23 protein-coding genes are annotated in these 20,977 nt (G+C 57.7%); 12 read left to right on the top strand and 11 right to left on the bottom strand.

Annotated elements, in window-relative coordinates:
• Nucleotides 1-193: 193 nt before the first annotated feature.
• On the top strand, nt 194-631 hold the full coding sequence (locus PV433_RS16315; protein WP_332073133.1) for a GNAT family N-acetyltransferase: 438 nt from the start codon (nt 194-196) through the stop codon (nt 629-631).
• A 65-nt stretch (nt 632-696) separates the two neighbouring features.
• Entirely contained in the window at nt 697-957 is a 261-nt protein-coding gene (locus tag PV433_RS16310; RefSeq protein ID WP_332073140.1) for a YqkE family protein, read from the top strand.
• A gap of 174 nt (nt 958-1,131) precedes the next feature.
• Here PV433_RS16310 and PV433_RS16305 read toward each other — a convergent pair whose 3' ends face one another.
• Together PV433_RS16305 and PV433_RS16300 are read right to left on the bottom strand one after the other, a co-directional pair.
• A complete protein-coding gene (locus PV433_RS16305; RefSeq protein ID WP_332073132.1) occupies nt 1,132-2,316 on the bottom strand; it encodes a hypothetical protein in 1,185 nt (394 codons plus the stop codon).
• Nucleotides 2,317-2,404: 88 nt separating this feature from the next.
• Nucleotides 2,405-3,055, bottom strand: a complete 651-nt coding sequence (locus tag PV433_RS16300; protein WP_332073139.1) for a TetR/AcrR family transcriptional regulator — start codon at nt 3,053-3,055, stop codon at nt 2,405-2,407.
• 229 nt (nt 3,056-3,284) lie between these two features.
• Between PV433_RS16300 and PV433_RS16295 the strand changes: the two genes are divergently transcribed.
• The 3 genes from PV433_RS16295 (at nt 3,285) to PV433_RS16285 (ending at nt 6,408) form a co-directional block, all read left to right on the top strand.
• Nucleotides 3,285-4,067 carry an ABC transporter ATP-binding protein gene (locus tag PV433_RS16295; RefSeq protein WP_332073131.1) on the top strand — a complete coding sequence of 261 codons (783 nt, stop codon included), beginning with the start codon at nt 3,285-3,287 and terminating at the stop codon, nt 4,065-4,067.
• A 320-nt stretch (nt 4,068-4,387) separates the two neighbouring features.
• The gene (locus PV433_RS16290; RefSeq protein ID WP_332073130.1) at nt 4,388-4,966 is read left to right on the top strand and encodes a sigma-70 family RNA polymerase sigma factor; all 579 of its coding nucleotides are present in this window, start codon (nt 4,388-4,390) and stop codon (nt 4,964-4,966) included.
• Entirely contained in the window at nt 4,963-6,408 is a 1,446-nt protein-coding gene (locus PV433_RS16285) for a hypothetical protein (RefSeq protein WP_332073129.1), read from the top strand. The genes PV433_RS16290 and PV433_RS16285 overlap by 4 nt, the downstream gene beginning before the upstream one ends.
• Nucleotides 6,409-6,423: 15 nt before the next feature.
• Here the strand turns inward: PV433_RS16285 and PV433_RS16280 are convergent, their stop codons facing one another.
• Nucleotides 6,424-8,223, bottom strand: coding sequence for an ATP-binding cassette domain-containing protein (locus PV433_RS16280; protein WP_332073128.1), 1,800 nt, complete (start codon nt 8,221-8,223; stop codon nt 6,424-6,426).
• A complete protein-coding gene (locus PV433_RS16275) occupies nt 8,214-9,053 on the bottom strand; it encodes an energy-coupling factor ABC transporter ATP-binding protein (protein ID WP_332073127.1) in 840 nt (279 codons plus the stop codon). Before PV433_RS16275 ends, PV433_RS16280 begins: the two co-directional genes overlap by 10 nt.
• 108 nt (nt 9,054-9,161) lie before the next feature.
• Between PV433_RS16275 and PV433_RS16270 the strand changes: the two genes are divergently transcribed.
• On the top strand, nt 9,162-9,725 hold the full coding sequence (locus PV433_RS16270; protein WP_332073126.1) for a biotin transporter BioY: 564 nt from the start codon (nt 9,162-9,164) through the stop codon (nt 9,723-9,725).
• Here the strand turns inward: PV433_RS16270 and PV433_RS16265 are convergent.
• Genes PV433_RS16265 through PV433_RS16255 form a run of 3 tightly spaced genes read right to left on the bottom strand, consistent with a single transcriptional unit; the run spans nt 9,712 to nt 13,468 of the window.
• Nucleotides 9,712-10,848: a Ger(x)C family spore germination protein gene (locus tag PV433_RS16265; protein ID WP_332073125.1), complete on the bottom strand. Its 1,137-nt coding sequence runs from the start codon at nt 10,846-10,848 to the stop codon at nt 9,712-9,714. The two genes, PV433_RS16270 and PV433_RS16265, sit on opposite strands and share 14 nt — an antisense overlap.
• The gene (locus PV433_RS16260) at nt 10,845-12,386 is read right to left on the bottom strand and encodes a spore germination protein (RefSeq protein ID WP_332073124.1); all 1,542 of its coding nucleotides are present in this window, start codon (nt 12,384-12,386) and stop codon (nt 10,845-10,847) included. The genes PV433_RS16265 and PV433_RS16260 overlap by 4 nt, the downstream gene beginning before the upstream one ends.
• Entirely contained in the window at nt 12,383-13,468 is a 1,086-nt protein-coding gene (locus PV433_RS16255) for an endospore germination permease (RefSeq protein WP_332073123.1), read from the bottom strand. The genes PV433_RS16260 and PV433_RS16255 overlap by 4 nt, the downstream gene beginning before the upstream one ends.
• A 271-nt stretch (nt 13,469-13,739) precedes the next feature.
• Here PV433_RS16255 and PV433_RS16250 point away from each other — a divergent pair, with 271 nt between their 5' ends.
• From PV433_RS16250 to PV433_RS16230, 5 genes are all read left to right on the top strand, one after another.
• Nucleotides 13,740-14,126, top strand: coding sequence for a DUF2188 domain-containing protein (locus PV433_RS16250; RefSeq protein ID WP_332073122.1), 387 nt, complete (start codon nt 13,740-13,742; stop codon nt 14,124-14,126).
• A 210-nt stretch (nt 14,127-14,336) separates the two neighbouring features.
• Complete coding sequence (locus tag PV433_RS34120; protein ID WP_442951535.1) at nt 14,337-14,465, top strand: S-layer homology domain-containing protein; 129 nt, start codon at nt 14,337-14,339, stop codon at nt 14,463-14,465.
• A gap of 147 nt (nt 14,466-14,612) precedes the next feature.
• The gene (locus tag PV433_RS16240) at nt 14,613-15,344 is read left to right on the top strand and encodes an MBL fold metallo-hydrolase (RefSeq protein ID WP_332073120.1); all 732 of its coding nucleotides are present in this window, start codon (nt 14,613-14,615) and stop codon (nt 15,342-15,344) included.
• Nucleotides 15,345-15,349: 5 nt separating this feature from the next.
• Entirely contained in the window at nt 15,350-15,919 is a 570-nt protein-coding gene (locus PV433_RS16235) for a TetR-like C-terminal domain-containing protein (RefSeq protein WP_332073119.1), read from the top strand.
• Between the two features lie 21 nt (nt 15,920-15,940).
• Complete coding sequence (locus PV433_RS16230) at nt 15,941-16,285, top strand: DUF2568 domain-containing protein (RefSeq protein WP_332073118.1); 345 nt, start codon at nt 15,941-15,943, stop codon at nt 16,283-16,285.
• Between the two features lie 449 nt (nt 16,286-16,734).
• On the opposite strand, the gene PV433_RS16225 is transcribed toward PV433_RS16230, so the two are convergent.
• Both PV433_RS16225 and PV433_RS16220 read right to left on the bottom strand, forming a co-directional pair.
• Complete coding sequence (locus PV433_RS16225; RefSeq protein ID WP_332073117.1) at nt 16,735-17,742, bottom strand: aldo/keto reductase; 1,008 nt, start codon at nt 17,740-17,742, stop codon at nt 16,735-16,737.
• Between the two features lie 24 nt (nt 17,743-17,766).
• The gene (locus tag PV433_RS16220) at nt 17,767-18,033 is read right to left on the bottom strand and encodes a hypothetical protein (RefSeq protein ID WP_332073116.1); all 267 of its coding nucleotides are present in this window, start codon (nt 18,031-18,033) and stop codon (nt 17,767-17,769) included.
• Between the two features lie 206 nt (nt 18,034-18,239).
• Here PV433_RS16220 and PV433_RS16215 point away from each other — a divergent pair, with 206 nt between their 5' ends.
• Entirely contained in the window at nt 18,240-19,130 is an 891-nt protein-coding gene (locus tag PV433_RS16215; protein WP_332073115.1) for a helix-turn-helix transcriptional regulator, read from the top strand.
• A gap of 424 nt (nt 19,131-19,554) precedes the next feature.
• On the opposite strand, the gene PV433_RS16210 is transcribed toward PV433_RS16215, so the two are convergent.
• Nucleotides 19,555-19,977, bottom strand: a complete 423-nt coding sequence (locus PV433_RS16210) for a DUF4395 domain-containing protein (protein WP_332073114.1) — start codon at nt 19,975-19,977, stop codon at nt 19,555-19,557.
• A 94-nt stretch (nt 19,978-20,071) separates the two neighbouring features.
• On the bottom strand, nt 20,072-20,806 hold the full coding sequence (locus tag PV433_RS16205) for a class I SAM-dependent methyltransferase (RefSeq protein ID WP_332073113.1): 735 nt from the start codon (nt 20,804-20,806) through the stop codon (nt 20,072-20,074).
• Nucleotides 20,807-20,977 lie beyond the last annotated feature (171 nt).

Below are 20,977 nucleotides of genomic sequence, written 5' to 3'. Positions count from 1 at the left end.
AAACGGAACCGCTTTCAGCTTCCTTTCAAGAAATATTTTATCATTCCGGGGGGGAAAAAGAAACTCGTGGACCGCGAAGCGGCGCGTTTCGTGGCGGAATGAGCCACCCTTTCCGCTATATCCAATCTTTCCCTTGCCTTTTGGCTAATGATGCAAGTATGGTTAATACCAAAAAGCCATATGGAGGCCCCTGATGACCGATAATCTTTCCTTGGTCCGCGCCGATCAAGGCCAAAGCGAGTATGTCAGACAAAAGCTGATCGAGTATAATGCCCGCCATGTCGCCGATGAACTAAAATCCGCATACGAGCCGATCCATCTGATCATCAAAAACGAGCAAGGGGACATCGTCGCAGGACTGCTTAGCTGCCTATGCTGGAATTGGGTGGAAGTCGACATCTTGTGGGTAGACGAGCAGTATCGCCATCAAGGATACGGCACCCGGCTGCTGCAAGCGATCGAGGACACGGCCCGCTCCAAAGGCGCCGACTTCCTGAAGCTGAATACATTCGGCTTCCAGGCTCCCGAATTTTACAAAAAGCACGGCTTTCAGCTTCTGTTCGAGATCAACAACGCGCCGCGAGGCAGTCGGCATTACTACTTCATGAAGCCGCTGCAGCCGGTAGAGTGAGGCGGCCGATCCTGCTATAATGAAGACAAACTGGCGGATACAAGGAAGAAATCGAGGTGAACGTGATGGCCAAGAAAAAAAGACCGGCTCCCGCTCCATCCCCTACGGCAGGCGACCAGCCGGCTACCCTGAAAGATTTGCTGAATCCCGACGTCGTCCAGAAGCTCAAGGCCGCAGGCGATGAACTGAAAGCCGCGGAAGAGAAACGCAGGGAAGATCTGCGCAAGCAAGCGGAGTATGCGCGCAAAGCGGAGCAGAAACGGCTCGAGAACGACTTTGGTCACCTGCTCGAGCAAAGCGGGATGGACTGGCGGAAGTATAAATAACCGGACGATTGGTCCGGGCTGATGTGGAAAAGCCGACGCTGATTGTGAGCGTCGGCTTTTGGTTTTGCTCTTATTCCGGCGCATGGGACCCGATTTGCGCTTATTCGGCGCGCAAAGCCAAATACGCCCATGCCCGCTCATGATCCGCGGGCACCAGGAGCTACCATGCTCCGCTTACTCGGCGGGCTTCGCCTGGACCCATTCGGTTTCTCCCGAAGCCAGGTTGTACCAGACCGTTCCGTAGGAGGCCGTCCAAGTCTCGTAAGCACGTACCTTCTCCCCGCTATAGTGCCCTTTGCCATGGAGGCGTTCTCCTCCGACCGGGAAGTAGTAGCTTTCCGTATTCGCATCGACCTCTACTTCTTCCTCCGTAGACACGATCTGCTGCGGATCGTCCAGCAGCGCTCTCAGACTGATCCATCTTGGGCCGTCGTCCGATTGGAGCCGCACCCATTCTCCGGTCGCTTCCACGGTCTGGTAAGTGCCGGGAGCCAGCAGATGGTCCTCCCCGGTAGCATACGAGTAAGGTTTGTCGGAGTAGTACACTTCCGTTCCGATCTCGAGCGCCTTATCCATCGTCCGGTAATATTTGAGCGCCTCGTGCTTGGGCGTGATCCAACGTGTGCCGCCCTTCCATTCGATCTGATACCAGTACGGCGACCATGGTCCTTTGCCTTCCCATCCGAAGGCGACCACTTGGACGACTCCGGCGGCAACCTTCTCGCCTTTTCCTTCCGTTTCGTAAGGAACCGGATAGGCGGTCTCGTCACCGGTCAGCTTCATCGCATACGACTTCTTCCATACCGGCACATGTTCCAAAATCGCCGGGTCCTTGATCCACTTCTCTCCGAGCCACGTCTTCACCCGGTACCACGTGCCGCTGCCCGCACTGAACTGACGGGCGGTATCGGCATATTTGGGACTGTATGCGACGGTTCCCGTCACGTGAAGCTGCTGCGGCCCGATGGAAGCTCCGGTTTCCCTGGCCGGGTCCGGCCCGTCATACAGCGCCACGGTGTTCAGTAAAGTCACTTCCTTCCGCTCTTCTGCATATCCCCCATACAACACCGAGGCGTCGTCCCGAATCCATTTCGCGCCAAGCCATGTCTTTACCCGAATCCAGTTGCCGAGCTGAGCCGGATCTTCGCGACCGGTCCAATCGACCTCCAAAGACTGAAAAGCCGCAAGCGCCCCGACCGGTGTCCCGCCTTCTTCCGGACGATCGAACAGTTCCGTCTGTTCCGAGATCGTAACCGACGTCGAAAGAGTCGATCCGGCCTCCGCCTTCTCAGACGCCCAGACCGATCCCAGCAGAATAGCCGCAGAAACAAGGATAGCGAGCCTGCGTTTTCTTGTCATACCGCCTGTCCCTCCCAACATTCTTGGATATATCCGTTTAGACGAGTGCGCGGTTCATTAGTTGCGGTGCCCTCTTGCCGCGTCCGCCTTAGACGATGATTTTGCTGACGAAATAATCGACGTGTTCGCGCATCCCCGTCTCGATATCCCACGTGCTGCTTCCGTCCACCCTGAGCAAAACATAAACGCCGATCATCGCAAACAACGGGTATTGATACTCCGCCGCCAAGATGCGCGCGTCGGCTGGCTGGATGCGCCCCGCAGCGATCCAGATCGAAAACACCTTTTCCAGCGACTTCAACATGTTCCCGACTATGTCGTTTAAATAAATATCCCGAACCATCGGGTCCCGGTATTGTTCGAGATACATCATCCGCCACACTTTGGCCATGACCGGGTCGTCGATATGTTTCATCAAGCCCGCCAAGCTTTGCTTCAGGAAAAGCTCCGGACTCACGGACTGCAGCATACCGCCAAGATGGTCCTCCTGCGGTAAAATCCGCAAGATGGAACGCCGGAAATTAAAGAAAATCGTGGAGAGCAGTTCCTCCTTGCTGCGGAAATGGTTGTACAGCGAGCTCTCCTTAATGCCGACTTCCTTCGTAATATCGCGGATCGATACGCCGGTGAACCCTTTGCGGGAAAAAAGCTCGATGGAAATATCCATAATTTTGATCTTATTCGGACTTTCAATCGGTTTCCCGTCCATATCCTGGTAGAAGATCGAATCGGTTGTCATCGCCACTAGGCTGCACTCCTTTGCAAGTCGATTTAGAAGTGTTCATACGCTGCGGAGGACACAAACAGTAAGGGCGGGCACGCACTCACGCGTTATGCAACGACCTATATTATTTATAATGCTAACTAACGCCCGTTACCCTGTCAACTTTTCCCTTGCTTTGTATTCCGGCTTTCTGCCTTTGTGGTACAATCAAGCTTATTAAAAATCATTCGGGGAGTGAAGCCGCATGAGTCTGGTTATAGACGTACGCAACATCACGTGGAACCGCGATAATAAAACCGTACTGAACCATATCGATTGGCAGGTAGCGAACGGCGAGAATTGGGCAGTTCTGGGATTAAACGGCTCAGGCAAAACGACGCTGCTTAATATGATTACCGGTTATATTTGGCCGACGGAGGGTCAAGTCTCGGTGTTGGGACATCTGTACGGAACTGTAGACTTGCGAGAGCTGCGCAAATCGATCGGCTGGGTCAGCTCCTCGCTCCAGGAGAAGCTGCACATGAACGACCGGACCCAGCATGTCGTGCTGAGCGGAAAGTACGCAACTATCGGCCTGTACGACAAACCGTCCGAAGAAGACGCCCAGCGGGCCGAACAGCTGATGAAGCAGCTCGGCGTGTGGCATCTGTACGACCGGCACTATCATTCCTGCTCGCAAGGCGAGAAGCAGAAGGTGCTCATCGCCAGAGCGCTGATGGCCTCTCCGCGCCTGCTTATTCTGGACGAGCCGTGCAACGGCCTCGACGTGTTCTCGCGGGAACAGCTGCTGTCGAGCATACAGGAGCTCGTCTCCAGCCCCGACGCGCCGACGCTCATCTACGTCACGCATCATATCGAGGAAATCGTACCGGCGTTCACGAAGGCGCTGCTGATCCGCTCGGGCGAGGTTTATCAGGCCGGCCCTACGCGAGACGTACTGACCTCGCATTATTTAACCGACTTTTTCCAGGCTCCGGTAGAGGTGGAGTGGCGGTACGACCGCGCTTGGCTCAAAGTGATTTCTTGATACGGAGCGTCTGTTGCTGCAAAAGTTCGTTCTACTTATATTTAACCGGACTAATCTTCCGTGCCTGCTCCAGCGTCCTTCCTCCGCCGATTGGCGGGGCGGGACGCTTTTTGGCATTCCCCTGCCCTTCGCTTTCGCCGTCGAGCATTCGGTCGGATCGCCGCTGATCGCTGCCCTGCTGCTCAGCTGTCCGTTCGTCAGCCGCTTCTCTTCAGCAGCGCATCAAATGTGATATTGCGACGGGGGATTTTCTTCGGAGCTTGCGTAGTACTCTATAAAGGTCATCATTTTCATCTCACAAAGGGGAGCTTCGAGCGCCTATGGAACCTAGAAACGACGACCGGCTGGCCGAGCGGCTCAAGCGGAAGGATACCGAAGCTCTGGCACAGCTCATCGAGGCGTATGCCGACAGCCTGTACCGGCTGGCCGAACGGATTCTGGCCTCTGACTATAGAAAGGAAGACGTCGAGGAATGCGTCAGCGACGTGTTCCTGACCGCATGGGACAAAATCGGGCAATTCGATCCGGCAAAAGGAACGCTGCAAGTATGGCTGTTCATGCTGACCAAGTACAAGTCGCTGGACTACCGCCGGAAGCTCGCCTCATGGCGGGACCGGACAGAAGCGGAAACGGGAGCGGAGGAGCCGGCCGATCGCGGACAAGGGACGGAGGAACGGGTGCTGGCTAAGGAAACGTGGGAAGAGGTGATGCGGATCGCTGACTCGTTCGAACCACTGAACCGAACCATTTTTGTCAAACGGTATCTGTACTACGAACCGGTCGACACGATTGCGGGAAGTACGGGATTGACGCCCAAAGCGGTGGAGCGCAGACTGGCGAGGATTCGCAGCCTGTTCCGGCAGCGGATGCCGGACCGGATGGAGGAGGAGAGCTTATGAACGCTAACGAGGAAAAAACGTTGTTCCGCCTGGCCGATTCCATGGAGCCGGAAGCCGCAGCGGACCGCTTCGGCGACGTAGAGCCCTCCCGGGAGGAAGCCCGGCTGGATGCGCAGGCGCTTGACCGCATCCGGTCCAGAACGTTCGCCAAGCTCGGCCTGGCAGCGAACCCGGCCCTCTCTCCCGGAAGCGACACGGCAGCCGCCCCCGATACGCCCGCAGCCGCAGAAGCCCCGTTGTCCTCGGAAGCGGTAAAGCGCCGATCGCCGCTCCGCAGACGGCTGCTGGCCGCCGCCGTAGCGGGATTATGCCTCCTGGCAGGCGCACTGGCCTTGTATGCGTCGCCGGATGTCCGCGCACAGGTCCGCAAGATGCTGCAATTCATCCCCGGCTACGGGACCGTCCAGTCCAGCGAGGACAATGAGATCCTCTACATTTTGCCCGCACCGGTTGCGCATCTCGACGGAACGGGCCGGATCGATATTCGCGGAGTCTCGATCGGCAGCACTCATTCTTCCGCAGCTTTAACGGGGACAGCCGCCCCTATCAAAACGATGGAATTGATTAACGCGGACGGCAACCGGTACGAGTTCAAAGCCAGCATGATCGCCAGCGCCGGAGATTGGACCGGGGGCTTCTATTACACAGGGCCTATTAAGGTGACAGAGGAGATGTCCGTATCGTTTGACGGCACGCCTTCCGATATGAAGATCCGCCTAACCCCTCCGGAAAAAGTAGACCGCGTCGAGGATCTGGGCGTAACGGACGTACGAAGCGGGATTACCTTGACGGCGGTGGCGACCGCTCAACGCAACGGGCAGATGAGAGTCACGCTCGTGCCGCAGCTTCCGTCCGCGAGCCGAATCGAATCGTTCGGCCTCGGTTCTTACGAAAATATCGATGCGCCGACGCTTACCGGGCCGGCAGGAGAGCCGATCCCTTATATGCGGGACGAGAACTTCCCGAATCCGAATGAATTGATGTTCGGGCATAACGGGCAAGGAGAGGCCGGCTACAAGCTATATATTCCGGAGCTTGCGCTCGTCCGGCGTGCGGAGAAGCCGGTAAAGCTGACGATCCCGCTTCCGCAGTCGGGCGTACTCGAGCTGAACCGGCAGTGGGACCTGCTAGGTTTCCCGGTTAAGGTAAAACGCGTGGAGCGGCTCACTTACGATTCCTACGTACCGGGATCGATCCGGATCGAATTCGATCTCCAGCACGACGATACAGAGATGGAATCACTGCTCCATTTCTTTCCCGACTTTTCGGTAAAAGGCCAAAGCGGAGGAGCCTCCTCCCGGCTGAACGAAGTCACCCGAGCCATGGAGGATATGACGCTGGAGGCGGAGCCGGACCAGCAAGAGCTTACGATCTACGTCACGGAAATCCGCACGGTCGTCCGCGGTCCGTGGGAGTTCGAACTGAATACCGCCGCCAAGTAAAATGCAGCCGTCGCCTCATCCAATCGCGACGGCTGCCAGTATTGCGGCTACAACTGCCGCGACCGCCACCACGGCCCAGTCCCGGCGGCTCATAACGAGCTGCACGGCGGAGGTGCGTCGCTGCCCGGTCCGGGTATAGCCGCGCGCTTCCATCGAGACGGTCAGGTCCGTCGCCATCTGCAGCAGCGACATCAGCAGCGGCACGATCATCGCAGGCAGATCGCGAAGCCGGGTCGCTCCGCTGCGCCTCACCCGTTTGCCCCGCGAGCGTGCAATCCGGTTGAACTTGACGGCTTCCCGCCGCAGCACCGGGATGAAGCGGAGCAGCAAGGAGCCGGTCAGCGCCACCGCTTCGACCGGAAAGCGGATATAGCGCAGCGGAAGCAGCACATACTCGATCGCCCGCTTCATCTCGAAAGGTGTCGTCGTAGCCGACAGCAGGATGCCCGCGACCATGACGCAGCCGATCTTCAACAGCTCGAACGACGTAACCCCGGCCGCAGCCGCCGAGAACGTAAATACGCCAAAGCGGATCGGAGCTTCGGTTGCGCCGCCTCCCGCCCCCGGCTCCCATGCGCCGCCGGAAGAGCTTGCAGCCGGACCCGCCTCCCCGATTCCGAGGCCGGATACGGCGACAGAGGCCGCGGCAAACCATAGAAACGGCCGCATCAGCGGCACGATATGCCGCGCCGGCACCCGGCACAGCAGCAGAAGCGCCGCAGCCGCTATAGCGCCCAGTCCGAACCCGAGCCAATCGCGCTGGATCAGCACGCCGATCGAGAAGGTCATCATAAACAGCCACTTGGCACGCGGATCGAGCGATTCGACAAATCGTTTCGGCGAGCCTGCTATACGTCCGCTGCCCCGCTCCCGATCTTGTTCCGGCTCCCGGTCCCGCTCGAGCGCGGCTCCCGGTTGCACCGCCGCCCCTTCCCCGGGCGGTTCCCCATAAGCGTCCGTCTCCGAGGACGGACGCCCCCCGGCGGCACGCAGCCGGCACGCAATCAGATCGGCCGCTTCCTCCGGCGCAAGAAACTTCGCAGGTACCGGCAGCCCTAGCAAGCGGAGCTGCCCGGCCAGCTCGGCGGATGCCGGTCTGCCGATGCCGGCGCGGTCCCATACGTCCGGGCGCAAGGCCAGCTCGGAGGCAGGCATGTCCGCGATCACGCCGCCTTCGCGCAGCACGACGACACGGTCAGCCGCCGGCAGCAGCAGGTCGAGATCGTGCGTGGCGGCGATGATGCCGCCGGACGGCCTTCCCTTCCGGCTGAGCAGCGCGCTTACGAGCCTCGAAGCCGCTTCCGGGTCCAGCCCGGCCGTCGGCTCGTCAAGCATCAGCCAGTCCGGATCGGCCGCCAGCGTGGTGGCGATCGCGACTCTCCGTTTCTCTCCGCCGCTGAGCACCAGCGGCGATTCCCCCTTGAGCGAATCCGCCAACCCCATCTCGCTCATCGCACGGTCCGTGCGGGTTCGGTTCTCGTCGTCCGGCAACTTCATATAACCGAGCGAATAATCGAATTCCTTCTGCACCGTCGCAGCGAACAGCTGCGACTCGGGATACTGGAACTGGCGGCCGATCCGGTAAGCCGCCTCCCGGTTTAGCCGGCGCCCGTCCCGGATCGGTACCCCGTCCAGCTCCACCGTTCCTTCGCAGGCGGTTAGTCCGGACAACACATCGAGCAGCGTCGATTTCCCGGCTCCATTCGCTCCGACGAGCAGGGTCAGCTCTCCGCTGCCGAACGTGCAGCTCACCTCGCTCAGCAGCCGGCGGCCATCCTCGGCGACGACCGTTGCCTTCTCCGTCCTTATCGGCATAATTCCGTCACCGCTCTTCTCAGCTGCCCGTCAAGCATCGGACATTCGCCCAGCTCTATGCCGCTCTGAAGCAGCCGGTGCGCCACCTGGATCGCATAAGGCGGCCGGAACCCGAGCGACAGGCAGGGCGTCTCCGCCGGATCGAACGTTCCGCCGTTCCCAGCCGATCCGTAGAAAAACCGCTCAGGCGTGCCGTCGTACGCGATGCCCCCATTCACGAGCGCAATGACCCGGCTTGCAGGGACGAGTTCGTCCATCGATTGCGTCGTCCATACGATCGTGGCGCCGCGTTCATGCAGCTCGCGGGCAATCCGGAGCACGGCCGATCTGGTATCCAGGTCGAGCATGGACGCCGGCTCGTCGAGCAGCAGCGACTGCGCTCCGGTGACCATAGCCCCCGCGATGCACAGCAACTGCTTCTGGCCGCCCGACAGACGTTCTACCGGCGTGTCCGGATGAACGTCCATACCCGCAGCTGCCATCGCCCGGCGGAACCTTTCGGCCATCTTCTCCGGCGGAACGCCCCGATTTTCCATGCCGAAGCATACTTCCTCGTACACCGTTTCACCTACGATTTGAGCGTCCGGATTTTGAAAGACATACCCGGGCTGCCGACTCGCCTCCCCATTCGCCGTCAAGGAGCCTCCGGACAACGGGCATAATCCTCCGAGCACCCGCAGCAGCGTGCTTTTCCCGCTTCCGTTACGTCCGACGACCGCGATATATTCGCCCTCTCCGACAGCTAGGTTCAGCCCCTGCAGAACCTTTCTCGGTCCGCTTGCAGCCTGAACCGTCACTTCCGCGTTATCCAACCTCCACAATGGCCGCACCGGCATAGGCCCCTTTCCGAATCCGCATTGACAGGCTTATGCCTATCCTGTAACTTCGAATATGGTACCATAACCGGTCGCTTTCGAGAAAGAGAGGAGTTAACCACGATGAAATCGGGCCGCACGCCGCTAACTGTGAAAGGCATCGTATTCAGCGCCCTGTTCGGCGCCCTACTGGTCGCCATGAGTTATATCCAGATCCGTTTTTCTTTCTCTCCGGTGCAGATCACACTGGAAAATATGGCCGTCATGCTGGCCGGAGCTTTGCTTGGGGCTTATTACGGCTTCTTCAGCATGTTTACCGTCGTCCTGCTGCTGGCGCTCGGACTCCCGCTGCTTCACGGACAAGGGGGGCTGGGACTGCTGCTCGGTCCGACCGGAGGCTTTATCTGGATGTTTCCGGTCAGCGCCATGCTGATCGGCTGGTTCGTCAACCGGATTAAAGGAACAGGCTGGGCCGCTTATGTCGCGATGTTCCTCGTAATCGAACTGTTCGGCTCCCTGCTCCTGTATGTAACGGGCGTCCCCTGGCTGATGTACAAGCTGAACGTGCCGCTAAGCAAGGCGATGCTGCTCGGCTGCTATCCGTACTTGCCGTTCGACGCGCTCAAGGCTGCTGCTGCAGCCTTTATCGTCATGCAGCTTAGACCGGTGTTTCCTAAGTTGCTCTGATCATTCCCGCATGGCGGATCCGGACCGACACTTCAACATCGGTGATCGAGTCCTTCCGCAGCGGAAATCCCTTTGCCCCCATCCTCTTCCAATCCTTGTAGTGGCTCTTGTAAGTGTAGTATTCGAGCTGGTACAAATCGGCCTTCATCGCGATTCCGCTGCGGAATGTGCGTTCAATCTCTTCCCGGATCAGCTTCTCTGCTATCTCTTTCAGCTTCTCCTCGTCCGATGACGCGACTTGTTCGACCAGATTGGCTTCGATGGACAGTTTAATCTTGTAGAAATAGCGCCCGTTCTCTTTATAATCATTCACATGAATGCGCGGGTCCTCCATAGACAGCACGGCGAGCAGCTCCCCCTCTTCCTCGATGAGCAGAGGAGTCCGCGAAGTTTGGGAGGTCATCCAGCGCAGCCCGGACAACCGGTCGTTATCGAGCCAGCCCAGCAATTTTTCCCGGTGAATCGCAAATACTCCGTCTATATACATTTTGGTTTCGGGCTTTCCGTTTTTTTCCCATTGGTCGGGCATTATGTCGAGACTCGGCAGGATCATCGTCTTACTCGGCTCCCGAAGGTCCGACAGCATTGTCACATACCGGACGGGAACGACCCGGGAAAACTGGCTGTACGTCTCCTTAGGTTTATGAGATAACGTGGAGAGCGGAGTCAGCTCGAAAAAGGCCGGAACGACGAACAACTCCTCAATCGGCATCTTAGTTCCGAACATCCAGGGAGTAAAACGGATTTCCCGGTAACGGCTAATCGCATCTTTAAACGTGGAGATCCCCTGCTTCAGTACATTCTCTCCAAGTACGATCAGCGTAAGCTGGCTCCACATGATCCGCCCCTGTGCCGTTTTGTACAAATCGTTCATCGCCAAGTTTAAAGTTTTGCCCTTCCCTTTCCCTACCCACACTAGCGTCGGCCCGGGCTTTCGCCCTCCTTCCTGCTTGGCGATCGAAGCGAAATCGATCAATTGGGCGTATGCCGTAAACTCCCCCTTCTCGTAATCGACCCCTAGAGCGGTCACGTAGCTGATATTCTGAATCTCATGCATATCCCAGCAGCCTCCGGCCAGCAGCAGAAGAGGCACAAGCATCAGCCTCACCAAAGTTCTCTTCACGATCTGCTCCCCTCCTGATCAGGATGAGGGTCCTTGCTCAGCATATTCGGAATTTCCCGCTTTTTCTTCAGAGGCGGCTTCATCAGGGCCGGGATGAGATCGCGGAAAGAGACCGGGGATAACGGCTCCAGATAACCGACTCCGAACGACCTCAGGCCCGATAAATAAATAACGATCGTAAACATGCTAATAAAAAAACCGAACATGCCCAGCAGGGACGAGCACAGCAAGGTAAACAGGCGCATCAGGCTGACAGTGCCGCTGAGCGATTGATTGACCAGAATAAACGTGGACACTCCCGTAGCGGCCGCCACGAACAGCATCGTCGGCGATGTCAGTCCGGCGCGGATCGCGGCGTCGCCGATGATCAGCCCGCCTACAACCGCGATTGTTTGTCCCAATCCTTTGGCGAGCCGCAGCCCGGCCTCCCGGAAAATCTCAAACAGCATGAGCATGAGAATAATCTCCATGGGAGCGGACAATGGCAGACCGGACCTCGAGTTGGAGATCGTCGCCATTAGCGGAAACGGAAGCTGGTCAATATTGAAGGAGATCAAGGCGATCAAAAATCCCGGCGTCAGTATCGATACAAGCAGTCCCGTCACGCGCAGGAAAACCTCAAACGTAACAAAATAAAACGGAAAATGCAGATCCTCCGGCGATTTCAACTGAGCCGTCATATTAGTAGGAGCGATCAGCGCCATCGGAGATCCGTCCACCAAGATGGCGAGCCTGCCCTTCAGCAGAACCTGGGCGATAAAATCGGGTCTGCCTATATAATCGAGAAGCGGGAAAAGCGAATAGGAGGAGTCCGAAATCCCTTCCTCCAGCTGCGCGCTGCTGAGCAAGGCGTCAATCTCGAAATGATTCAGCCGTCTGCGCGCCTCCTCCACCAGATCGGGTTTGGTAACTCCTTGCAAATACAGCAGCGATACCGCCGTCTGGCTCTCCGTTCCGATCACGAATACCTCGTTATGCAGCTTGGTCGTTCTCAGCCGTTTGCGGACTAGCGCGACGTTGGTGGCAAGTTCCTCCGTGAAGCCGTCGCGGGGACCTTTGATCGAGATTTCCGTTGTCGATTCGTCGGGTGCGCGCTGCGGTACGTCGCATATATGGAGCGTGAACATCAGATCCGATCCGCTCAGCCGTACGATCAGTTCTCCGCTTAACAGACGTCTCATCCACTCGCGGTCGCTGGTCGCTTCGCTGAGCTGCAGCTTGTTTCTCAGCTCGGCCGCAATCCGTGCAGGCTCCTCCTCACGGTTCATCACCTCTTCGAAAGCAGGCAGTGCAAAATCGGTGATTTGCGTCCGGCTCGCCAGTCCCTCGCAAAACACCAGCACGATTTTTTTATCGCCCCGTTCGCCGTAAACGTACGACTGAACCACAATATCCGCCGACAGCTTGAAGTAGTCGCGCAAGCTCGCTTCATCCCAGTCGGAAAGGCGGCCAAGTCCCGGTTCCTCCTCCACATCGCGTAGAATATCCGGTACGGGCCTTCGGTGCCGGGTTAACCATTTTTTCCACTGCGGTTTCATTGGGATTCCCCCTTCTTGCGTGCTTGGATGTATACGATCAGGAAGAGAAGCAGGGACAACGCGAGCAAATACCAGAATACCGTGGTATAGTACCCCGTCAACAGCTTAAGAAATCCGGTATCGCTTAGCGGCGCGACAACGAGCACGAGAAGCAGCCCGCATAGTCCGAATTGGAATCCGTTTTTTTGGCGCGGCGCCTTGATCCGCCATACTTCGGAGATGAGCAGTACCATAAGCGAAATACGCACGAACGCTCCGGACAACCATTGGTAGATAGACAAAAAATCGACATGGGCAATGTAGCTTCCGATCGTAACCAGTCTCCACTGCTCATAAGACGGATAGCGCAGTTGCACGGATTCCAGCCCAAACGTCGCAATCGCTCCCATCAGCGGACCGATCGTCAGACCGCCCATGACGAGCACCAGGACGAACAAGTGAGTCCGTTTCAAGGAAGAGATCAGATAATGCTGGAGAATCAGCAGGACGATCAGCTCCATAATACTTGCCGCGACGTACTGCGCCGATTTCACCGTAGGCATGACGCCATTCATAAAAGGGGGGAACAGCAGCTCGTACCGTTTGAACTGAAAGTTGCTCCCCATCACGAAATAGCCGAACACGAGAACGGCCGGCAGCAAGAAACCGGATGCGATCGCCAGCGATTTGATGCCTTTTCTGGAAGAGTAGTAGCATAAAGTAAGCAGAACGCTGCCTGTGACGGTGATCGGTGTCTGCGGTAAAAACGTGACTTGAATCCACATAATGGTTTCTTTGAACGTAATATAAGCGTTGGCAAACAGATACAGGGAGAACAGAGCGGCGACGAGACTGGACAGCCACACGCCGGTACGATCGCGAAGCCAGCCCATGAAGTTCCGCTGATGGGTCGCTTTGGCGATATAGGCGATCAGCAGCACCCAGAGCATCAGCGGCCCCAGCGACAGAAGCACGCCCATCCAGGCGTCTTTGGCGGATGCTTGAAGCAGCAGCGGTATAATCGTTACGTGGTTTACTAGACCGACAACCAGGATGAGCATGAAGTAGATCTGCAATGGCGATAGCTTGTCTGTCCGAAGCACGGCCCACCCATCCTCCCTTAAGTTCCAATCTGCCCGGGGCGTACGATAGCCATTGTTGCCATAAGACCGGCCCGTTAGACACGAAAAGAAGGTGTTTTCCCCTCCCGCCGGGCGCAGCGCTTGCCGGCATTCGGTTTCTCCTCGACAGGGATTCGCCGGGCTTGCTGCGGCAAAGCGAAGATCGTCCCGTTGTTTGGACCACTCCCGCACCGGGTAAGTGATGTACGATACCGGGCTTCCGGACTTGATAAGCTGAAGGAGGCGTACAGCTATGCCATGGACGAAACGCAATTATCCGCCGTCGCTGAAAAATTTCGAACCCCGCGTCCGCGGAAAAGCGGTCGAAATTGCCAACGCTTTGCTGGAGGAGGGTTATGAGGAGGGACGAGCGATCGCGATCGCAACGTCCCAGGCCAAGGAGTGGAACGAGAACCATCCGGAGCAGGATGCCGCTTCCGGCGCTGCGATCAATCTCCGGGTAGTCCCGCATGAAGGAAGCTGGGCGATCAAGCGGCAAGGCTCCCGGCAGCCGGAGGCAGTCGCCCCCACCAAGGAGGCGGCGGAAAATAAAGCGAAGCAGATCGCCTCCGACGAGAACATCTGCGTTATCGTACACAGGAGAGACGGAACGGTGGAGAAGTCCTTCAATTATCGGTAGTTCCGTCCCGTCCGTCTGTCCGGGATGCGCCGGCCAGCCTGCTCTCGTCCAGGCCCCCCTGCGATCTGCGGCTCGGTGTGGGAGTGCTCGAAGCGATCCGCGAGGAGCTGAAGAGCTACTGGTCCCGGCTTGAGGACGAGGTTACAGCTTGCAGCGGGACCACATCGCACCGGAGTCTTCCTCGCGGCAAGAGAGGTACTCGCAAGTGCGATGAAGGAAGGAGTTCTCGCAGGCAGCGCACCCGGAGAGCTTCAGCCTTCCAAGTCCATTACCCGGGCGGAGGCGGCGGCGATCGTCCACCGCATGCTCGTCTGCGCCGGATTTATATCCGCTCCTTAACAACTCGCCTGACCGGATTTCGGGCTGCTTCCAAGCAGTCTGAAATCCGGTTTTTTTCATAAAAAAATAAAGAGTTGCAAAAACTAATATCATTAGTTATAGTAAAACTAACAACATTAGTTTTGATCCGAAAAGGAGATCCGGACGATGAAAACAACACATATTGGGACCCTATATCAATTAACCTTTATCCCGCACTTGTTCCCTGTCAACTGTTATCTGGTCGAGGAGGAAGACGGCTTAACGCTGATCGACGCCGCTTTGCCTTACAGCGCATCGGCTATCCTGCAAGCTGCCGCCAAGATCGGCAAGCCGATCACGCGAATCGTGCTGACGCACGCCCACGACGATCATGTCGGCGCGCTGGACGCGCTTAAGGGATCACTGCCCGGCGTGCCGGTCCATATCTCATCCAGAGACGCCCGGCTGCTGGCCGGAGACGTCTCGCTCGAGCCGGACGAGCCGAATTCACCGATACGCGGCGGCGTTCCCAAGAAACTGAAGACACGCGCCGACATCATGCTGCGGGACGGCGACCGGGTCGGCTCGCTGCTGGCGGTATCGGTTCCGGGGCACACGCCCGGCTCGATGGCGTTCCTCGATACCCGCAGCCGCACCCTGATCGCCGGCGACGCCATGCAGACTAGAGGCGGAGTCGCCGTCTCGGGACAGGTGAAGCCGCTGTTTCCGTTCCCGGCCCTCGCCACCTGGAATAAGCAAGCGGCACTGGATAGCGCGAGGAAGCTGGCGGCGCTCTCCCCCGCTCTGCTGGCCGTCGGCCATGGCAGGATGCAACACGAGCCGCTGGCCGACATCAACCGTGCTATCGCCGAAGCCGAAACCAAGCTGCGCCCGAACACGTCGGAAAGGACGGTGTAACCGCCATGTCACCCCGAATCGGACTCGATCTGACGACACTCCTGCTGGCCGCTGCGGATATCGCCGATACGCAGGGCATCGACGAGCTGTCGCTGGCCGCGCTGGCCAAGAAGCTGAATATCCGCACCCCGTCGCTATATAACCACATCGATGGCTTGCCCGGACTGCGCATGAAGCTGTCCGTCTACGGACTCGAACAATTGTACGCCACGACCCATAGCGCGGTGACGGATTTGACCGGCGACGACGCGATCCGTGCGATGAGCGCCGCTTATCTGGCTTTCGCCCGTGCGAGACCCGGCGTATACGAGCTAACGCTGCGCGCCCCGGACCCCGGACACCCGGAGGTTGTCGAAGCCGGCGGCAAACTCGTCCGGCTGCTCGTCGCTCTTTTCGAAGATTATAATATGACGGAAGACGCAGCGCTCCATGCGGTTCGTTGCCTGCGCAGCGTGCTGCACGGTTTTGCCTCGCTGGAGCAGAAGGGGGCCTTCGGCTTGCCTCTTGATCTGGACGTCACCTTTCGTCTGCTGGTGGATACGTTTATTGCCGGACTCCAAACGATCCGGACCTAATCTCATGAATGAGGTCCCGCCATGTCCATCGTCTCCATGCTTATATTAGCCGTCCGTTTTCTGCTCGAACTAGCCGCTCTGGCCGCCCTCGGGTATTGGGGATTTCGCGCCGGGGCGGGCGGCGGGCTGCTCATGAAGCTGCTGCTCGGGCTCGGCGCGCCTCTGGCCGCTGCGGTACTCTGGGGCGCCTTCATCGCACCGAAGGCTTCCTTCCCCGTAGCCATCCCGATCCGCATCCTGCTCGAAGCCGCCGTCTTCGGTTCGGCTGCCGCCGCCCTGTACGCCTCGGGCCATCCCCGACTGGCGCTTCTCTTCGTTATCGTTGCGGTGGTGGACTCTGCGCTCGTATATTCGCTCGAGCTATAAAGCTTCTACACAACTAAACAAAACCTTTCCCACGGTTAAATGACTCGGCGTGATCGGTAGCTTTTCTTACAAGCAGAAAGGATTCAGCTTCGCTGAAACTTCACCTTTCTTAGCTCTTATGAAAAACCGCCCGGTAAAAAAGCGTCCCGGACGGTCCTTTGACGTGCAGCGGAAACCCTATGTTGGTTGTGGGAGGGAATGAGTGCATGGGCTCCAGCCGCTCGCTGACGAGATTTCATGGGATCCACTCGACTCCAATAGAAGCCAGCCCGTTACCCTCCTTCTTGCGAGCAGCTCATGGTTAGCTTCGCTGACCCCGCTTGAAGCAGGGCAGAAAGCTGAGTGGCCCCGAAAAGCGACTGGCACACTTGCTGAATATCGGCACAAGTAAGAGGCCCCCTTCTCCGGGAGCCGTCTCCTCACCAGCATCCGTTTATTTGCATCAGCCTCTACACGACCGTATCGGGATTATGGAAGTTTCTCGGCCAATTAAACGACCGCAGCAGCTCCAGCAATTCGGGATTTAGCGGCTCCATACCCGATACACGCAGGTTCGCCGACAATTCGCTCCGGTTTTTCATCCCCGGTATGACGCAGCTTACCGCTTCATGCGACAGGCAGAAGCGAAGCGCCATCTCCGCCATATTGATTTCTGGCAATTGAAGCGCCTCGGCCAGCGCCGCTTTTAATTGTGCAACCTTCTCCAGCGTCTTGGGGAACCGCTCGCCTTTGAAATAAACCCTTCTGACATCGCCCGGCGCAAACGTGTCGTACGTATCCGCCGTCCAGTTGCCGATCAGCGACCCTTCGTCGAACGGTACGCGGGCCAGCACGGCTGTTCCGCTGTCCATACACGCCGGAAACAGCTCATCCGCCGGACGCTGCTCGAACAAGTTGTAGACGACCTGCTGCGAAGCGGCCAGTCCGGAACGGGCCAGAGCGATCCCGTCCTCCGGCCGGTAATCCCGGATCGATACGCCGAACTCGCGGATTTTCCCTTCACGCTTCAACTGCCGCAGCGCCTCCAGCCACTCCGTCTGCTCCAGCCCCTTCGGGAACCAGCCGTGGAGCTGGTACAAGTCGATCGCTTCCACCCCGAGCCTGCGCAAGCTGGCCTCGCACTGCTCGCGCACATATTCGGCCGGGTACCGGCCGGCCATCTCCGGATCGTCTTCCCTCGGGTGAGGCCACTGCACCGGCTGTACTTTCGTTGCGATGTAAATAGGGCCGCCGCTCCACTCCTTCAGCGCCCTGCCGATCACTTCCTCGGAATGGCCTTTGCCGTACATTTGTGCGGTATCCACCAGATTGATTCCCTGCTCCCACGCTTCAAGCAGCGTACGGACGGATTCGTCGTCATCGACTGCGCCGAATGCGCCTCCTCCCCCGATCTGCCATCCGCCGAAACCGATCTCCGAAACGTTCCATCCTGTCGAACCGAATGTGCGATAGTTCATCTGCAACAGCCCTCCGCATTCCCTTTAAGTTGTTCCTGCCGCATGGCCGGACCACGCCCGCCATCGGTGATCCCCCGTCGTATACTTCCCGAGCGGGAACTGATAATAAGACAACACCGGCGTCCGGTGTACGTCCGTACCGTCGAGCCTCAAGCCGCACCCGTTCACAAAGCCGTAGCACGCCGGACCCGTCCCCTCCTCCTCCACAAAGGCGAAGTCCGCATCCGTCCCGATCCGGTCCGTCCCCCTGCCGGACGCCTCCACAGGAGTCAGCACGGTGACGAAACTCATAGACGATTCCACCGAACGACTGAAAATGCAGCAGCTCGGTCGACATTAGAACCGCATTTTCGTCGGCATGGCCGCGATGGCTCATACCCGCACGTCACCGCGGAGTAGCGCTCGATCCACTCGATAAGGAAGAACGTCTGTACAGCTTCCCAATCTGTGATATATTTTAAAAAAAGAATGGCCCGACCGGGCCGGGAGGTGCTGGCATGACTCGATTCCATAACGCCGATTATTTGGAAAGCGCGGACTTTCCGTTTCATACGGGGCCGTATGTGCTGAAGGCCAATCAGGTCGTGGAGCCACACTCCCACGAATTTATCGAGTTCGTCTACATTGCGGAAGGCAGCGGCTATCACGAATACCGCGGGGACCGGTACCCGCTCCGCGAAGGCGACGTGTTCATTATCGAGCCGGATGCGGAGCACGCCTATCAGGTCGCCTCCGGAGGCAGTCTCCTCGTGTACAACATCCTGTTCCATGCGTCCTTTCTCGAAAACGAGCTTCAAACGCTTTCCCTCGTGACGCCGTTCGTCGATTTTTTTTACGTGGAGCCGTTTCTGCGGCAATCGGTTCAATTCCAGTCCCACCTGATGCTGGATACGCATCAGCGGATCGAGATGAAGCTGCTGCTTGACCGGCTGACCGCCGAATATAAGGACAAGAAGCTCGGTTATCGGATTCTGGTGAAAACCCGGCTGATCGAGCTGTTCGTCTACTTAAGCCGCTGCTACGAGCTGCAGTTGCACCGTCCGATGACGGCTATGGCATCGGAAAGCAAGGTGATGGAGCGGGTGTGCGAATTTATCGAGCTGCATCATTCCAGCCCTCTGTCGCTCGCCCAGGTGAGCCAGATGTGCGGTATGAGCCAGTCCGCGTTCATCTCCAAGTTCAAGCAATATAACGGCAAGACGTTTATCGAATACCGCAACGAGATCCGCATCCGCATCGCCAAGGAGCTGCTCGCCGGCACGGACGGCAAAATATTGCAGATCGCCCAGGAGGTCGGGTTCGACGACCTGAGCTTCTTCAACAAACTGTTCAAGCAGTTGGAAGGAATCTCTCCGGGCAAATACCGTCAGCAGATCAGACGGTCGTAACCGGCGGACACCCTTACTTTAGATGAGCCGGACGGCGGAAGGTATGGGCGATTTCGCACTTTTATTAGTTTTTTACGTCCGGTTTTGAAACTTCCGGGGTGAGGTTCCTTCGAATTTTTTGAACACCCGATAGAAGTAAGCGTACTCCTTGTAACGTTTGTAAAGCCTTCCGGCTTCCCGCTTTCAGTTTACCTCGAAGATCGGCTTCGAAACTTGGAGCATCTGCCAAACAGTTAAGGCGATCTACCAAACGAATATGGGGAAAATGCCGGGAAACGTTATAAACCCGCACGGCATCGCGCCGTACGGGCTCCAGACTTTTTTAGGTTATGTGTGACTTCGGCCGTCTTCCGGAGGCGAATCGCCACCCCGGTCCGTTCAGCTTCCGGTTTACAGTCACTCGGCAGTTCCAACCGAACACTTCTTAGAAACCGGCCTTGTTCCGGTACCGAATCCACTGGTAACGCACAAAACATCCGACGCAAAATCCCATAATCGCAACAATCGCAGCCAATGCTACCATGGCTGTAAAGGTATAGGCAATCGCCGTCCATTGGAACGAATACGCAGCCAAGGCGATCAGCAGAAAGCTCGCCGCCAAAATCTGATTGAACCGCTGCTCGGCCTTATCCTCCGGAATATAGGCGGAAGCAGACTTTCGCAGAAATAGCCTGGCCAGCCTCATGATCGGGTTGAAATCGAACAGCACGCCCAGCGACCCGGCCAGAAGCGGAATGACTAATATCCAGTACACTCCGGTGATCCAGGTTGCCAGGACCGACAATACGATCACCCACTGATTCGTCCGGACTAGCGGCCTCGGAATGAATTCGGGCTTATCGCTCATTCCAATCCCCTCTTTTCCACTCGGTTTATAAGATGATTATACACCGATAGCGGATTTTTGGGAACAACTCCATGCCCGCGCTGAAGCCATTCCATTACTCCCTTACCGCGGAGATCATAAGGAAAATCGGGCGGCGCATTTCATCCCGCATATCGGGGTTTGTCTCCAGCATTTCTTGGGTCGGCTTCGGTTCGGCCACGCTTCGAATCGAAAATCCCGATGCGATTAAAGTATTCATATACGTCGCTACCGTTCGATGGTATTTGATCACATCATGGTCCAGAAACCGCGCCTGCCGGGAGTCTTCCTGATGATAGCCGTCGACGGGCCAGTGCAATTTCTCGCCTTGCGGTCCGTAGTGCCAGTCTTGGGAGGATAGCGCGGTGAAGACCGGGTGCTCGACCGACAGCACGAAAGCGCCTCCGGGGGCAAGACAATGATAAATGCGCCGGCAGAGGATATCCAGACGCTCGATGTAGTGCAGCGCCAGCGAACTGATCACCACATCGAATTCGCCCGCGCTAAAGTCGATATCTTCGATCGCCAGCTGCATATACCGGATTCCGGGATCGTCGGTCATCGCTCTGGCGCGCTCCAGCATATTCCCTGACAGATCCACGCCGACCACGGAACGGGCCTGCTGCTCCCGCGCATACCGGCAGTGCCAGCCGAAGCCACAGCCCAGATCCAGTACTCTTTTATCGTGCAGCTCGGGGAGCATCGCGCGAAGCTCCTGCCACTCTCCGGCCGCATTCAGTCCCCCGACCGAACGGGGCATCCGGCTGTAATTCGCAAAAAAATCGGAGTCGTCATATTTGTTCTGTTTCACGGCCGCGGCCTCCTGACGTCTATTTTCTTGGTTCCTTGCAGCGGAGTCCTAAAGCCTCGCCGAAAACGTCATAGGTACGTACGGGGCTCTATAAGGGGGCCGCCGCACCCTTTTCGCGAGTTTTAGAAGCTTCAAACCGCTCTTATTTCCCCATAAGCGGTTTCGGACAAA

This window comes from Paenibacillus sp. GYB004 (assembly GCF_036577605.1).
Lineage (GTDB): Bacteria > Bacillota > Bacilli > Paenibacillales > NBRC-103111 > Paenibacillus_AB > Paenibacillus_AB oceani.
This window is presented reverse-complemented; position numbering and strand designations above follow the sequence as displayed.

Excerpts from the sequence above, each read along its gene's own strand:
- PV433_RS16230 (WP_332073118.1), top strand. The coding sequence starts at position 15,941 with ATGTCCATCGTCTCCATGCTTATATTAGCCGTCCGTTTTCTGCTCGAA.
- PV433_RS16225 (WP_332073117.1), bottom strand. The coding sequence starts at position 17,742 with ATGAACTATCGCACATTCGGTTCGACAGGATGGAACGTTTCGGAGATC.
- PV433_RS16315 (WP_332073133.1), top strand. The coding sequence starts at position 194 with ATGACCGATAATCTTTCCTTGGTCCGCGCCGATCAAGGCCAAAGCGAG.
- PV433_RS16260 (WP_332073124.1), bottom strand. The coding sequence starts at position 12,386 with ATGAAACCGCAGTGGAAAAAATGGTTAACCCGGCACCGAAGGCCCGTA.
- PV433_RS16250 (WP_332073122.1), top strand. The coding sequence starts at position 13,740 with ATGCCATGGACGAAACGCAATTATCCGCCGTCGCTGAAAAATTTCGAA.
- PV433_RS16300 (WP_332073139.1), bottom strand. The coding sequence starts at position 3,055 with ATGACAACCGATTCGATCTTCTACCAGGATATGGACGGGAAACCGATT.
- PV433_RS16305 (WP_332073132.1), bottom strand. The coding sequence starts at position 2,316 with ATGACAAGAAAACGCAGGCTCGCTATCCTTGTTTCTGCGGCTATTCTG.
- PV433_RS16220 (WP_332073116.1), bottom strand. The coding sequence starts at position 18,033 with ATGAGTTTCGTCACCGTGCTGACTCCTGTGGAGGCGTCCGGCAGGGGG.
- PV433_RS16235 (WP_332073119.1), top strand. The coding sequence starts at position 15,350 with ATGTCACCCCGAATCGGACTCGATCTGACGACACTCCTGCTGGCCGCT.
- PV433_RS16280 (WP_332073128.1), bottom strand. The coding sequence starts at position 8,223 with ATGCCGATAAGGACGGAGAAGGCAACGGTCGTCGCCGAGGATGGCCGC.
- PV433_RS16270 (WP_332073126.1), top strand. The coding sequence starts at position 9,162 with ATGAAATCGGGCCGCACGCCGCTAACTGTGAAAGGCATCGTATTCAGC.
- PV433_RS16210 (WP_332073114.1), bottom strand. The coding sequence starts at position 19,977 with ATGAGCGATAAGCCCGAATTCATTCCGAGGCCGCTAGTCCGGACGAAT.
- PV433_RS16240 (WP_332073120.1), top strand. The coding sequence starts at position 14,613 with ATGAAAACAACACATATTGGGACCCTATATCAATTAACCTTTATCCCG.
- PV433_RS16215 (WP_332073115.1), top strand. The coding sequence starts at position 18,240 with ATGACTCGATTCCATAACGCCGATTATTTGGAAAGCGCGGACTTTCCG.
- PV433_RS34120 (WP_442951535.1), top strand. The coding sequence starts at position 14,337 with ATGAAGGAAGGAGTTCTCGCAGGCAGCGCACCCGGAGAGCTTCAGCCT.
- PV433_RS16295 (WP_332073131.1), top strand. The coding sequence starts at position 3,285 with ATGAGTCTGGTTATAGACGTACGCAACATCACGTGGAACCGCGATAAT.
- PV433_RS16290 (WP_332073130.1), top strand. The coding sequence starts at position 4,388 with ATGGAACCTAGAAACGACGACCGGCTGGCCGAGCGGCTCAAGCGGAAG.
- PV433_RS16285 (WP_332073129.1), top strand. The coding sequence starts at position 4,963 with ATGAACGCTAACGAGGAAAAAACGTTGTTCCGCCTGGCCGATTCCATG.
- PV433_RS16310 (WP_332073140.1), top strand. The coding sequence starts at position 697 with ATGGCCAAGAAAAAAAGACCGGCTCCCGCTCCATCCCCTACGGCAGGC.